The 13,914-nt window shown below is 66.7% G+C and carries 11 protein-coding genes; all 11 read left to right on the forward strand.

Annotated features, from left to right (window positions below; all coding sequences use genetic code 11):
- Nucleotides 1-56 precede the first annotated feature (56 nt).
- The 11 genes from rlmB to U5817_RS04070 all read left to right on the forward strand — a co-directional run bounded on the left by rlmB (nucleotide 57) and on the right by U5817_RS04070 (nucleotide 13,825).
- The gene (rlmB, locus tag U5817_RS04020) at nucleotides 57-779 is read left to right on the forward strand and encodes a 23S rRNA (guanosine(2251)-2'-O)-methyltransferase RlmB (RefSeq protein WP_407281015.1); all 723 of its coding nucleotides are present in this window, start codon (nucleotides 57-59) and stop codon (nucleotides 777-779) included.
- 45 nt (nucleotides 780-824) lie between these two features.
- The gene (locus tag U5817_RS04025; protein ID WP_407279792.1) at nucleotides 825-1,400 is read left to right on the forward strand and encodes an ANTAR domain-containing response regulator; all 576 of its coding nucleotides are present in this window, start codon (nucleotides 825-827) and stop codon (nucleotides 1,398-1,400) included.
- 484 nt (nucleotides 1,401-1,884) lie between these two features.
- A complete protein-coding gene (locus U5817_RS04030) occupies nucleotides 1,885-3,150 on the forward strand; it encodes a CmpA/NrtA family ABC transporter substrate-binding protein (RefSeq protein ID WP_407279793.1) in 1,266 nt (421 codons plus the stop codon).
- Between the two features lie 16 nt (nucleotides 3,151-3,166).
- Nucleotides 3,167-4,105 carry a nitrate ABC transporter permease gene (ntrB, locus tag U5817_RS04035; protein WP_407279794.1) on the forward strand — a complete coding sequence of 313 codons (939 nt, stop codon included), beginning with the start codon at nucleotides 3,167-3,169 and terminating at the stop codon, nucleotides 4,103-4,105.
- Nucleotides 4,106-4,122: 17 nt separating this feature from the next.
- Nucleotides 4,123-4,914 carry an ABC transporter ATP-binding protein gene (locus tag U5817_RS04040; RefSeq protein WP_407279795.1) on the forward strand — a complete coding sequence of 264 codons (792 nt, stop codon included), beginning with the start codon at nucleotides 4,123-4,125 and terminating at the stop codon, nucleotides 4,912-4,914.
- A gap of 160 nt (nucleotides 4,915-5,074) precedes the next feature.
- Nucleotides 5,075-6,436, forward strand: coding sequence for a hypothetical protein (locus U5817_RS04045; protein WP_407279796.1), 1,362 nt, complete (start codon nucleotides 5,075-5,077; stop codon nucleotides 6,434-6,436).
- A 558-nt stretch (nucleotides 6,437-6,994) separates the two neighbouring features.
- Nucleotides 6,995-7,753 (forward strand): uroporphyrinogen-III C-methyltransferase, encoded by a 759-nt coding sequence (gene cobA / locus U5817_RS04050; RefSeq protein WP_407279797.1) that lies wholly within the window; start codon nucleotides 6,995-6,997, stop codon nucleotides 7,751-7,753.
- 11 nt (nucleotides 7,754-7,764) lie between these two features.
- A complete protein-coding gene (nirB, locus tag U5817_RS04055; RefSeq protein WP_407279798.1) occupies nucleotides 7,765-10,221 on the forward strand; it encodes a nitrite reductase large subunit NirB in 2,457 nt (818 codons plus the stop codon).
- A gap of 15 nt (nucleotides 10,222-10,236) precedes the next feature.
- The gene (gene nirD / locus U5817_RS04060; RefSeq protein WP_407279799.1) at nucleotides 10,237-10,572 is read left to right on the forward strand and encodes a nitrite reductase small subunit NirD; all 336 of its coding nucleotides are present in this window, start codon (nucleotides 10,237-10,239) and stop codon (nucleotides 10,570-10,572) included.
- Nucleotides 10,573-10,713: 141 nt separating this feature from the next.
- Entirely contained in the window at nucleotides 10,714-11,928 is a 1,215-nt protein-coding gene (locus U5817_RS04065; protein ID WP_169126440.1) for a NarK/NasA family nitrate transporter, read from the forward strand.
- A 211-nt stretch (nucleotides 11,929-12,139) separates the two neighbouring features.
- On the forward strand, nucleotides 12,140-13,825 hold the full coding sequence (locus U5817_RS04070) for a protein kinase domain-containing protein (protein ID WP_407281017.1): 1,686 nt from the start codon (nucleotides 12,140-12,142) through the stop codon (nucleotides 13,823-13,825).
- Nucleotides 13,826-13,914: the final 89 nt, after the last annotated feature.

Consider the following 13,914-nt stretch of genomic DNA (forward strand, 5'->3'; position numbering starts at 1 on the left):
GCCCGCAGCAGCCGGGCCATGACGAGGCCCCCGCCGCTGGTCGCGCGGAATCGCGCCTGATCTACGGCTTCCATGCCGTGCTGGGTAAGCTGCGCCGTGACCCCGAGGCGGTGTTCGAGCTGTATTTGTCGTCGAGCCGCACCGATGCGCGTTCGAAGGACGTCGTGCGGCTGGCCGAGGCGCAGAAGGTGCGCATGATCCAGGCTGAGGCCGATCGCCTCGATGGGATGGTCGGCACGCGCCGGCACCAGGGCGTGGTGGCGCGCGTCGATGCGCGCAGCCGCGACATCAAGCTCGCCGACGTGCTCGACGTGCTTGAAGAAAATGCGCTGATCCTCGTTCTCGATGGCGTGCAGGATCCGCACAATCTCGGCGCCTGCCTGCGTGTTGCGGACGCGGCCGGAGCGCACGCGGTGGTGGCGCCGAAGGACCGTGCGGTGGGCCTCAATGCGACCGCGGTGAAGGTGGCGAGCGGTGCGGCCGATTCGGTGCCCTACATCACGGTGACCAACCTGGCGCGCGCGTTGCGCGAGATGCAGGAGGCGGGCGTATGGGTCGTGGGGGCTGCGGGCGAGGCGGAGAAGTCGCTTTACGAGATCGACCAGAAGGGGCCGGTCGCGTGGGTGATGGGCGCCGAAGGCGAGGGCTTGCGCCGGCTGACGCGCGAGACCTGCGACGAACTGGCGAAGATCCCGATGCTCGGCACCGTCGAGAGCCTCAACGTATCGGTCGCGAGCGGGATCTGCCTGTTCGAGGCGCGGCGCCAGCGCGGCGGGTGACGCCGCGTCGCCTGGCTGCGGCGTGAATCTTGCATGGAGCACACCATGCTTCGCGTACTCGTCATCGATGAATCCCGGGCCCGGGCGGCGGAAATCTGCGCCGGGCTCGCGCTCGCCGGTCATCAGGTGGCGGCGGTGCTGGCGTCCTCGTCGGATCTGAGCGCGCAGATCGAGGCGATCCGGCCGGACGTCATCCTGATCGAGACGGATGCGCCGTCGCGCGACACGCTGGAGAACCTGGCGGTGATGAACGCGGAGATGCCGCGACCGGTGATCATCTTCGCGCAGGAAGGCGACCAGGAGACGATACGTGCGGCGGTGAAGGCGGGGGTGTCGACCTATGTCGTCGATGGCCTCGACCCGCAGCGCCTGAAGCCCGTGATCGACGTCGCGGTGGCGAGCTTCGAGGAGCATCAGGCCTTGCGCAGCGAGCTCGCGGCTGCGACAAAGAAGCTCTCCGAGCGCAAGCTGATCGACCGCGCCAAGGGCCTGCTGATGAAGTCGCGCGGAATGGCCGAGGCCGAGGCCTACGCGGCGCTGCGCAAGCTTGCGATGGAGCGCGCGAAGCCGATGGCGGCGGTCGCGCAGGATCTCATCGACATGGCGAAGTACTTGCTGTAGCAGGTGCTGCACCACCCGGTGCAGGACCCGTTCGGCGGCGAATGCAAGCCGAGTTCCCCTGTGGGAGCGGCTTCAGCCGCGAATGGACGCAGTCATGGCGACATCGCCGATTCGCGGCTGAAGCCGCTCCCACAGGGCGGCCTGCCCAACTTGTTCGACCGGGAACAGCCGCGCACGATTGGTGCGATACCCCTGTGTTGTGCACTGCAATAGTGCGGTTGCCATGCGTTCCCGCCGCATGTTTCATCATGCTTCGTTGCTACGGAAACCCTTGCCGATAAAGGTGTTAGGCGTTGTTCGCCGCGCCTGGCACAGCATCTGCTATGGAAGCCCTGAGTCGAATCAATGGCGGTTCGGCGACGGATTGACCGGCCCCAATGTCGGGGTCGTGCAAGCTACGGACAACGGCGTCCATCCCCGGGCGGAATCCTCGCGATTTGCCACGGGCGATGTGCGCCGTTTTCGTTTTCCAGCCTGCAGGGAGATGAAGATGAGTGCGTTCGAGGACAAGGGCATGTCGCGGCGGGAGTTCGTGCGGCGGACGATGGTGCTTTCGGGAGCAGCGATGATGGGCTCGACGGGCTTGGGCGTGAGCGGAGGCGCGTGGGCGGCAGGTTCGGACGCGCCGGAGAAGAAGGAGATCCGCGTCGGCTTCATCCCGCTGACGGACTGCTCGTCGGTGGTGATGGCGGCGGTGCAGAAGTTCGACGAGAAGTATGGCATCAAGATCATCCCGAGCAAGGAGGCGAGCTGGGCGGCGGTGCGCGACAAGCTGGTGTCGGGCGAGCTCGATGCGGCGCATGTGCTGTACGGACTCGTGTATGGCGTGCATCTGGGAATCGGCGGGCCGAAGAAGGACATGGCGGTGCTGATGAGCCTGAACAACAACGGCCAGGCAATCACGCTCGCGAGCAAGCTGAAGGAGCAGGGCGTCACCGACGGCGCGGGGCTGAGGAAGCTGATCACCGCGAAGCCGGGCGAATACACCTTCGCGCAGACCTTCCCGACCGGCACGCACGCGATGTGGCTGTACTACTGGCTGGCGGCGCACGACATCAACCCGATGAAGGACGTGAAGGTCATCACCGTCCCGCCGCCGCAGATGGTCGCGAACATGCGCGTGGGCAACATGGACGGGTTCTGTGTCGGCGAGCCGTGGAACAACCGCGCGATCATGGACAAGATCGGCTTTACCGCGGTGACGACGCAGGACATCTGGACCGACCACCCGGAGAAGGTGCTCGGTACCACCGCCGACTGGGTTGCGAAGCATCCCAACGCGGCGCGCGCGCTGACCGCCGCGATCCTCGAGGCCGGCCGCTGGATCGACTCGTCGCTGCCTAACCGCCGCACGACCGCCGAGACCGTCGCGCAGAAGTCCTATATCAACACGGACATGGACGTGATCCTCGAGCGCATGCTGGGTCGTTACTCGAACGGGCTGGGCAAGAGCTGGGACGATCCGAACTACATGAAGTTCTACAGCGATGGCGCGGTGAACTTCCCTTACCTGTCGGACGGCATGTGGTTCCTGACGCAGCACCGGCGCTGGGGGCTGCTCGACAAGGATGTCGATTACCTCGCGGTGGCGAAGCAGATCAATCGTATCGACATCTACAAGCAGGCGGCAACGGCGGCGAAGGTGCCGCTGCCCAAGAGCGAGATGCGCAGCCACAAGCTTATCGACGGCGTGGTGTGGGACGGCAAGGATCCGGCGAAGTACGCCGGTTCGTTCAAGGTCAGGGCGTGAGCGGGAGGGCGCGGCGATGACGCTGGCAGTGGTGGCGGACCGGACTGACGCCGGGACCGCGGAGGTGAGGGGGCTGCGCGCGGTGCTGGCGGCGCGCGGCAAGGGCCGGGCGGTGAAGGTCGTGGCGGCCGATGCGCCTGCTGCGGCGCCGGGCAGGGGCTACGGCGCGCGCCTGGGCGGCTGGATGCGCGCGCTGGCCGCGGCCGTGCTGCCGCCCTTGGCGGGGCTCGCGCTGCTGATCGGCCTGTGGCATCTGGCGACGATGAACGGCGGCGGCATCCCGACGCCGGGCAAGACCTGGGAGGCGGCGGTGGCGATCTTCTCCGACCCGTTCTACCGCGCCGGGCCGAACGACCAGGGCATCGGCTGGAACGTGCTGTCGTCCTTGCAGCGCGTGGCGATCGGTTTCGGCATCGCGGCGCTGGTGGGCATCCCGGCAGGCTTCCTGCTGGGGCGCTTCGCGGTGCTGTCTCAGATGATGAACCCGATCATCAGCCTGCTGCGCCCGGTGAGCCCGCTCGCGTGGTTGCCGATCGGCCTGCTGGTGTTCCAGCGCGCCGATCCGGCGGCCACCTGGACGATCTTCATCTGTTCGATCTGGCCGATGATTCTCAACACCGCCCAGGGCGTGACGCGCGTGCCGCAGGACTACCTCAACGTGGCGCGGGTGCTGAACCTGTCCGAGTGGAAGGTGTTCACGAAGATCCTGTTCCCGGCGGTGCTGCCCTACATGCTGACCGGCATCCGCCTGTCGATCGGCACGGCGTGGCTGGTGATCGTCGCGGCCGAGATGCTGACCGGCGGCGTGGGGATCGGTTTCTGGGTGTGGGACGAGTGGAACAACCTCAAGGTCGAGCACATCATCATCGCGATCTTCGTGATCGGCATCGTCGGTCTGATCCTCGAGCAGGCGCTGATGCTGCTTGCCCGCCGCTTCAACTATGAAAGCCGCTGAGCGGTGAAGGAGACATCATGAAAAAGATCGTACAGATCGAGAATGTCGGGCAGACCTTCAACACGAAGAACGGACCCTTCACGGCGCTGCGCGGGATCAACCTGGACATCCACGAGGGCGAGAGCATCAGCCTGATCGGCCACTCGGGCTGCGGCAAGTCGACACTGCTGAACCTGATCGCCGGACTCACGCGGCCGACCTCGGGCGTGATGCTGTGCGACGGGCGCGAGATCGCGGGGCCCGGGCCGGAGCGTGCGGTGGTGTTCCAGAATCATTCGCTGCTGCCGTGGCTCACGTGCTATGACAACGTGTATCTCGCGGTCGATCGCGTGTTCGGCGCGAAGGAGGGCAAGGCGAAGCTCAAGCAGCGCACGCAGGATGCGCTGGCGCTGGTGGGCCTGTCGCACGCAGAGACGAAGTTTCCGCACGAGATCTCGGGGGGCATGAAGCAGCGGGTCGGCATCGCCCGCGCGCTGTCGATGGAGCCGCGCATCCTGCTGATGGACGAGCCTTTCGGCGCGCTCGATGCGCTCACGCGTGCGATGCTGCAGGACGAGCTGGTGAAGATCCTCGCGGCGACGAAGGCGACGATGGTGATGGTGACGCACGACGTCGATGAGGCGGTGCTGCTGTCGGATCGCGTCGTGATGCTCACCAACGGGCCGGCGGCGACGATCGGCGAGATCCTGGAGGTGAAGCTGGCGCGTCCGCGCGATCGCCTGGCGCTGGCCGAGCAGCCGGAGTTCGCGCACTGCCGCGCGGCGGTGCTGGATTTCCTGTACAAGAAGCAGCTGAAGCACGCGGCCTGAGGCGGCATTGGCGCGTCGGCGGGACGGGGGATGTCCTGCCGATGGGCCTGCTCATCCTCGCGGTTGTGCGGTGGAAGGACCTGCGGGACAGGATGTCCGGGTGACGCGGCAATGATGTGCGGTTATCATCGCGAAAGCCCGGAACCGGAGAACGACTGCGATGGCAATGCACTTCTACTACAACGGACACACCTACGAGATCGAGCCGGCCCCGCTGAGCTGGGATGATGCCTCGTCGAATGCGCTGGGGCTCGCGTGGAACGACGGCGGACGCCTGACAGGCGTGGAGGACGCTCCCTTTGTCGTGTCGTCGTATCTGTCGACCATCGGATCCGCCGGGGAAAACGCCGCGATCCTGAAGAACCTTAAGGCTTCCGTCGCCAAGGGCGCAAGCACGGCCGCGGACGGTGGAGGCGCGAGCTATCTCTGGCTCGGGGCCTCGGACGTGCAAAGCGAAGGCAGCTGGCAATGGCTGGACGGCACATCGGTCGGCTCGGGCTACCAGAACTGGGGCTCAGGCAGCCTCGGCAGCGAGCCGGACGATTTCCTTGGCATGCAGGACTTCCTCGCCATTGCCACGGGCAAGTGGCCTGCGCCCGCCGGCGGCATCGGCGTGCCCGGGCAGTGGAACGATCTGGACGGCGCGAACCTGCTGTGGTCGGTCGTCGAGTGGGACGGGCTGATCGGCACTCTGGGCAACGACAAGCTGGTCGGCACCGCGGACGACGACGTGATCGACGGCAATGCCGGCAACGACACGGTCAAGGCGGGTGAAGGGCATGACCTCATCTACATGGGCAAGGGCAACGACAACGTCCATGCGGGTAATGGCGACAACATAGTGTTCGCCGAGGTCGGCCTTGTCGACGATGACGACGGCAACGACCGTGTCACCGCTGGCGGCGGCGACGATTTCATCGCTTCGGGAACGGGCAACGACATCGTGAAGGCCGGCGACGGCAATAACGTCGTGATCGGCGGTGAAGGAAATGACATCATCACCACCGGCGCCGGGAATGACATCATCGATCCGGACGGCTACTACGTCGAGGATGGCGTTGAATCCTCTGGCAACGACACGATCCGGACCGGCGCCGGCGACGACCTGATCTTCCTCGGCGAGGGTGAGGACAAGGTGTGGGGCGGCACGGGCAGCGACACCTTCGTGTTCGACAAGCTGTTCACGCCGCCAAGCGAGACCGTGTTCAAGCAGGACGGCACGCAGGTCGTCAAGACGTCCGTGCATCGCATCAACGACTTCGATGCCACGGTGGATAAGCTGGGCTTCGATGTCGAGGAGTTCGAGTCCCTTGCCGGCTTCACCGCGGCCAACTTCTTCAAGGGCGCCGGAGCCAGCCCGAACCAGACCGGCGCGGACGATTTCCTGATTTACGACACGACCTCAGGAAAACTCTATTACGACGCGGACGGCAACGGGCAGGAATCGTCCGCCGTGCTGCTGGCCATTGTGAAGGGACGCATGGCCGACCTGGATGGGTCGGATATCGTGATCTTCGAGTGAATAGGGTTCGCGGCGCCCCCCGATCGGGGCGCCGCGACCGAAATTGCTCGCGCGGCAATGTGAAAGTCGGCCGCGATCATGCGGAGCCTCTGCAACGGAAGGCTCGGCGAGTACCAGAACTGCCGCAAGGCCCCTTCTTCCCCGCCTTCGTCCTGAACCGGCGTATCAGTTTTCCCCTTACTTGATTCGCCTCCGCTCCTGTTCATGGCCGAGGCTCTCAGCCACGCCCGTCTGGAGAAAGATCGTTCCCCACGGCGTATCGATCGCTGCGATGTTGTGGTGCAGCATCCGCTTGAATGCACCGGCATGGTGCCTTCCCGTTCAACCGGATGATTCGGCGGTTTTAAGGTAAACATAAATAAATTCAGTGTGTTGGCGTGATTTTTGGGGGCTGGCACCCATTTTGCGATAGGTGAACCGCAAGCCGGGGCAATGAGGCTCCGGCGAAGTGCTTGGTGCAGAGCATGCGGACAACGGCGTCCGTCGTTTCTTCGGGAAATCAGTTCCCGGGGGCGACGTGGCGCCGTTTTTTTTCGCCTTTCGGAGTGGAGAACGATCATGGCCAAGGTGTTTCTCGTCGGTGCCGGCCCCGGAGCTGCAGACCTGCTGACGCTGCGCGCGGCCCGCGCCATCGGGCAGGCCGACGTGCTGCTGGCCGATGCGCTGGTGACGGACGAGGTGTTGGCGCTGGCGAAGCCGACGGCGCGCGTGCTGCGGGTCGGCAAGCGCGCGGGGATGAAGTCGGCGGCACAGGAGTTCATCCACCGCGCGATGGCGCGTTATGCGCGGCGCGGGCTGACGGTCGCGCGGGTGAAGGGGGGTGACCCTTTCGTGTTCGGGCGCGGCGGCGAGGAGATGGACTACCTGCGCGCGCTGGGCATCGAGGTCGAGGTGATCCACGGCCTCACCGCCGGCGTTGCCGTGGCGGGTGCTGCGGGGATTCCGGTCACGCATCGCGCGCATTGCTTCGGCGTGACGATGGTGACCGGCCACACGGAGGACGGAACCGAGCCCGACTGGTCCGCGCTGGCGAAAAGCGGCACGACACTGGTGATCTACATGGGGCTGGGCGCGCTGCCGCGCATCGCCGAGCGGCTCGCCGCGGGCGGCCTGTCCTGTTCGACCCCCGCCGCGGTGATCGCCCACGGCACGCTGCCGACGCAGCAGCAGGTGGTCGGCACGCTCGCCGACATCGCCGAACGCGCCCGCGAAGCCGTGCTGCCCGCGCCCGCGCTGGTCGTCATCGGCGAGGTCGCGGCCTACGCCGAAGCCCGCCTTGCTCTCCCCAACACTGAATTCGCATCCCGCGCTGCCTGAAGGAGCCCGCCATGAAAAAAATGAAACTCGTGATGATCGGCAACGGCATGGCCGGCTGTCGCACGCTCGAAGAACTGCTGAAGCTCGCCCCGGACCTGTACGACATCACGGTGTTCGGCGCCGAGCCGCACGGCAACTACAACCGCATCCTGCTCTCGCCGGTGCTCGCCGGCGAGATGACGCTGCCGGAGATCATGCTCAACGATCTCGACTGGTACCGCGACAACGCCATCACGCTGCACGCCGGCAAGATGGTGACGAAGATCGACCGCATCAAGCGCAGGGTCATCGCCGCCGACGGTACCGAAGCCGAGTACGACCGCCTGCTGATCGCGACCGGCTCGACCCCCTTCATCCCGCCTATCCCGGGTGCGGACCTGCCGGGCGTGCTCGCCTACCGCGACATCGGCGACACCGAGGCGATGATCGAGGCTTCGACCAAGTACAAGCACGCGGTCGTGATCGGCGCGGGCCTACTGGGCCTGGAGGCCGCGAACGGCCTGATGCTGCGCGGCATGAGCGTCACCGTCGTGCATCTGGCAGACTGGATCATGGAGCGCCAGCTCGACAAGCCGGCCGCCGACATGCTGCAGGCTTCGCTCGAAGCGAAGGGCATGAACTTCCTGCTGTCGAAGCAGACCGAGGCGCTGGTGCGCGGCGAGAGTGGGCGCGTGGGTGCGGTGCGCTTCAAGGACGGCATGGAGATCCCGGCCGACCTCGTCGTCGTCGCCGCCGGCATCCGCCCGAACTTCGCGCTGGCGGAATCGGCGGGCATCTACTGCGGCACGGGACGTGCGCGCGGCATCGCGGTGTCCGACACGCTGCAGACCGTGACCGACCCGCGCGTGTATGCGGTCGGCGAGTGCGTCGCGCACCGCGGCATCGCCTACGGCCTGGTCGCGCCGCTCTTCGAGCAGGGCAAGGTGTGCGCGAACCATCTCGCGAACTTCGGTATCGGCCGCTACGAAGGCTCGGTGACCTCGACCAAGCTCAAGGTGACCGGCATCGACGTCTTCTCGGCGGGCGACTTCTCGGGCGGGCCGGACACCGAGGACATCGTGCTGCACGACAAGCAGGGCGGCGTCTACAAGCGCATCGTGATCAGGAACAACCGCATCGTGGGCTCGGTGCTGTACGGCGACACGGCGGACGGCTCGTGGTACTTCCAGCTGATGAAGGATGGCCAGGACATCCACGAGATCCGCGACCACCTGATGTTCGGCCAGAACCATCTCGGCGACGCGGGCCACAAGGGCGAGAACAAGGCCGCTGCGATGGCCGACACGGCCGAGGTGTGCGGCTGCAACGGGGTGTGCAAGGGCACCATCGTCAAGGCGATCAAGGAGAAGGGGCTCTTCACTCTGGACGAGGTGAAGAAGCACACCAAGGCCGCGTCCTCCTGCGGCTCCTGCACGGGCCTCGTCGAGCAGATCCTCGCTTCGACGGTCGGAGGCGCCTATCAGGCGGTGTCGGCGCACGACAAGCCGGTGTGCGGCTGCACCGAGCTGTCGCACGGCGACGTGAGGAAGGCGATCCGCGACCACAAGCTGTTGAACATCCCCGATGCGATGGAGACGCTGTCGTGGAAGACGCCGAACGGCTGCTCGACCTGCCGGCCGGCGCTCAACTACTACCTGATCTCGACCTGGCCGCACGAGGCCAAGGACGACCCGCAGAGCCGCTTCATCAACGAGCGCGCGCACGCCAACATCCAGAAGGACGGCACCTATTCGGTCGTGCCGCAGATGCTGGGGGGCGTGACGACGCCGGCGGAGCTGAAGCGCATCGCCGAGGTCGCCGAGAAGTACAAGGTGCCGACGGTGAAGGTGACCGGCGGCCAGCGCATCGACCTGCTGGGCATCAAGAAGGAGGACCTGCCGCACGTGTGGAAGGACCTCGGCATGCCTTCGGGCCACGCTTACGGCAAGAGCATCCGCACCGTGAAGACCTGCGTCGGCGCCGAACACTGCCGCTTCGGCACGCAGCGTTCGATGGCGATGGGCATCGATCTGGAGAAAATGCTGTTCGGCATGTGGAGCCCGCACAAGGTGAAGCTCGCGGTGTCCGGCTGCCCGCGCAACTGCGCCGAGGCCGGCATCAAGGACGTCGGCGTGATCGGGGTCGATTCGGGTTGGGAGCTCTACGTCGCGGGTAACGGCGGCATCAAGACGGAGGTGGCGCAGTTCCTGTGCAAGGTGCAGACGCGCGAGGAGGTGATGGAGTACTCGGGCGCCTTCCTGCAGCTCTACCGCGAAGAGGGCTTCTACCTCGAGCGCACGGTGCATTACGTCGAGCGCGTGGGGCTGGAGCATGTGAAGAAGCACGTGCTGGAGAACGCCGAGAGCCGGAAGGCCCTGTTCGAGCGACTGCTCTACGCGCTGCAGGACGCGAAGGACCCGTGGGCCGAGCGCTATGCCGCCGATGCCGTGCCCGCCGTGCGCCGCGAATTCGAAATCCTTGAAGCCTGAGAGCGGAGCGAATCGATGAACACCTTTGAAATCAGCGTCGAAGCCGGCTGGAAGGACATCTGCGCCGTCGAGGACATCCCCGTGCTCGGTTCGCGCGTCGTGAAGGCTGCGCGCGGCGGCGACATCGCGATCTTCCGCAACGCGGACAACGAGGTCTTCGCGCTGCACGACAAGTGCCCGCACAAGCAGGGCCCGCTGTCGCAGGGCATCGTGCATGGGCGCCAGGTCACCTGCCCGCTGCACAGCTGGAAGATCGAGCTCGACTCGGGCAACGCGGTTGCGCCGGATGTGGGTTGCACGAAGCCCTTCGCGGTGAAGGTCGAGGGCGGCCGGGTGCTGCTGAAGGTTTGAGTTACCGCGAATCGTAGGGCGGGAGGAGCGAAGCGCATCCCGCCAAACCAACGGTCGAGACCCTCCCGACCGCCGCGCGGCGGGATACGCCTTCGGCTCCTCCCGCCCTACGGTAGCCGCATTCGAATTTCGGAGTTAGTAATGGACAAGCAATCCTTCCTCAAGGCAGGCCACCCGCCGACGCTGCTGGCCTCCTTCCTGTACTTCGACCTCGCCTTCATGGTGTGGGTCATCCTCGGGCCGCTGGGCGTGCAGATCGCCAAGGACCTGGGCCTGGACCACGCGCAGAAGGGCCTGATGGTCGCGGTGCCGGTGCTGGCCGGCGCGATCCTGCGCATCCTGATGGGCGTGCTGGTCGATCACCTGAAGCCGAAGATGGCCGGGGCGATCGGTCAGGTCATCGTGATCGGCGCACTCTTCGTCGCGTGGCAGTTCGGCATCCACAGCTACGAACAGACACTGCTGCTGGGCGTGTTCCTAGGCTTTGCCGGTGCAGCCTTCGCAGTCGCGCTGCCGCTTGCCTCGCGCTGGTATCCGCCGGAGCATCAGGGCACGGCGCTCGGCATCGCCGGCGCCGGCAACTCGGGCACCGCGCTCGCGGCGCTGTTCGCGCCGGGGCTGGCGATGGCCTATGGCTGGACCAACGTCTTCGGCCTCGCGCTGATCCCGCTGGTGCTGGTGTTCGCGTTCTACCTCGTCGTCGCGAAGGACGCGCCCGAATGCCCGCCCGCGAAGCCGCTGACCGAGTACTTCAAGGTGCTGAAGGACAAGGACGCGTGGTGGTTCATGTTCTTCTACTCGGTGACCTTCGGCGGCTTCGTCGGCCTGGCGTCCTCGCTGACGATCTACTTCAATACCCAGTACGGGCTCGATGCGAAGATGGCCGGTTACTTCACCGCCGCCTGCGTGTTTGCGGGCTCCCTGGTGCGCCCGATCGGCGGTCGCGTCGCGGACCGTGTCGGCGGCATCAAGAGCCTGTCGGTGATGTACGTGTTCGCGGCGCTCTTCCTCGCCATCGTCGGGCTGGGCCTGCCGGAGGCGTGGATGGCGCTCGCGGTGTTCGTGGCGGCGATGCTGGCGCTGGGCATGGGCAACGGCGCGGTGTTCCAGCTCGTGCCGCAGCGCTTCCGCAAGGAGATCGGCGTGATGACGGGCCTCGTGGGCATGGCGGGCGGTGTCGGCGGCTTCTACCTCGCGTCCTCGCTGGGCTACGCGAAGCAGGCGACCGGCAGCTACCAGATGGGCTTCATGATCTTCGCCGGGCTCGCCCTTGCGGCGTTGATCGGGCTCACATCGGTGAAGACGCGCTGGCGCACGACCTGGGGTGCGGCGCACCTCACGTCGGCGCGGATCTGAGGCAGGGACCGGGGCTCAGGAGGAGAGCGCAGGCATGAACAAGGTCGCGGCCTTATCGTCACCCGTTCGCCCTGAGCCCGTCGAAGGGCGGGGCTCGGAAGGGCTTCGACAGGCCTGTGCTGAGCTCGGCCGAAGGACTCAGCCCGAACGGGATGTAGAGGGTGGGTCGGTGACGGCCGCACCCGCCGCTGCGCGCCGCCCGGGCAATGGGATGCCGCTCTCCGTGCGCCTCGGTCACGCCACCGAGCAAGGCCTGCGGCCGCGCAATGAGGATTTCGTTGGCGCGGCGACCCCGGAAGGGGTGGAGCTCGAGGCGAAGGGGTTGATGCTGGCGGTCGCGGACGGCGTCGGCGGCCATGCGAACGGCCGGGAGGCGGCGGAATACACGGTGCGCGGCCTGCTTGCCGACTACTACGCGACGCCCGACACCTGGAGCGTCGAGAAGTCCATCGACACCGTGGTCGGCGCCATCAACCGCTGGCTGCTCGCCCAGTCGGCGAAGTCGCGCGACTACGCGGGCATGGCGACGACGCTCACGGCGGTGGTGCTGCGCGGGCGGCGTTACTACGTCGCCCACGTCGGCGACTCGCGCGCCTATCTGTGGCAGGAAGGCGCGCTGCGGCGGCTCACCGAGGATCACACCTGGGAACACCCCGAGCTCGACAACGTGCTGCGCCGCGCGGTGGGGCTGGACGCGCAACTGCTGATCGACTTCGCGGACGGCGAGCTCGCGATCGGCGCCCGCTTCGTGCTGGTCAGCGACGGTGTGTGGAACACGCTGGGCGACGAGCTGATTGGCGAGCTCGTGGCGCGCGAAGAAGACCCGCAGGCCGCCGCCGATGCGCTGGTGCTGGAGGCGCTGCGTGCCGGTGCCACCGACAACTGCACGGCGCTCGTCGCGAACGTGGATGCCGTTCCCGCGGACAACCTGCGCGACCGTCTCGCGAGCGGCCGGCGCCTGCCCCTGCCGCCGCGGCTCAAGGTTGGCGAGACGCTGGACGGACTGCGCGTCGAAGAGTTGCTGCACGAGTCGCGCGTGACGCTGCTGTACCGCGTGACGCGTCTTTCCGACGGCGCGGCGCTGGTCTTGAAGACCCTGCGCCAGGAGGAGGGCGACGAGGAGGCGATGGCGTCCCTGGTGCGCGAGGAATGGATCGCGCGCCGCGTGCCGGGGCAGGGCTTTCCGCGCGTGTGCGAGCATTCCGGGCGCGATCACCTGTACTACCTGATGAGCTGGCACGAGGGCGAGACGCTGAAGGCGAGCCTCGCACGTGGCCACCGCTATGCGGCGCACGAGCTGGTGGGCATCGGCACCGCGCTGCTGCGCGCCGTCGCGGCGCTGCACCGGCTCGGCATCGTGCATCGCGACATCAAGCCCGACAACATCCACATCGACCGCAAGGGCGAGCTGCGTGTGCTCGACCTCGGCGTCGCGGCGTCCGACGGCGAGGATCTGCGCGAGATCAATAACCCCGGCACGCCGTCCTACATGGCTCCCGAACTCTTCGCGGGAAAGCAGGCGAACGAGTCGAGCGACCTCTATGCCTGCGGCGTGACGCTGTACGAGCTGCTGACGCGCAAATACCCCTACGGCGAGATCGAGCCTTTCCAGCGCCCGCGCTTCGGCGAGCCGGTGCCGCCGACGCGCTTCCGCCCCGATGCGCCCGAGTGGCTGGAACGGGTGCTGCTGAAAGCCTGTGCGCGGGAGGCGAAGGAGCGCTTCGAGACCGCCGAGGAATTCCTGCTCGCGCTGGAGCGCGGTGCGCACCGCCCGCTCGCGACGCACAGGCGGGCACCGCTGGCCGCGCGCAATCCGACGCTGACGCTGAAGATCGTCGCGGTCTTGTCACTGCTGGCAAATCTGGTTTTGCTGTATTTGCTGAGTCGAGGCGGGTGACTGCATGACTATCAAGCTGGCAACCAGATACCCCGTTCGCCCTGAGCTTGTCGAAGGGCAGGGTTCGGCTGCGCTCCGAGGATATTCGT

The sequence above is a fragment of the Aromatoleum evansii genome (assembly GCF_045689615.1).
GTDB classification, from domain to species: Bacteria; Pseudomonadota; Gammaproteobacteria; order Burkholderiales; family Rhodocyclaceae; genus Aromatoleum; species Aromatoleum evansii.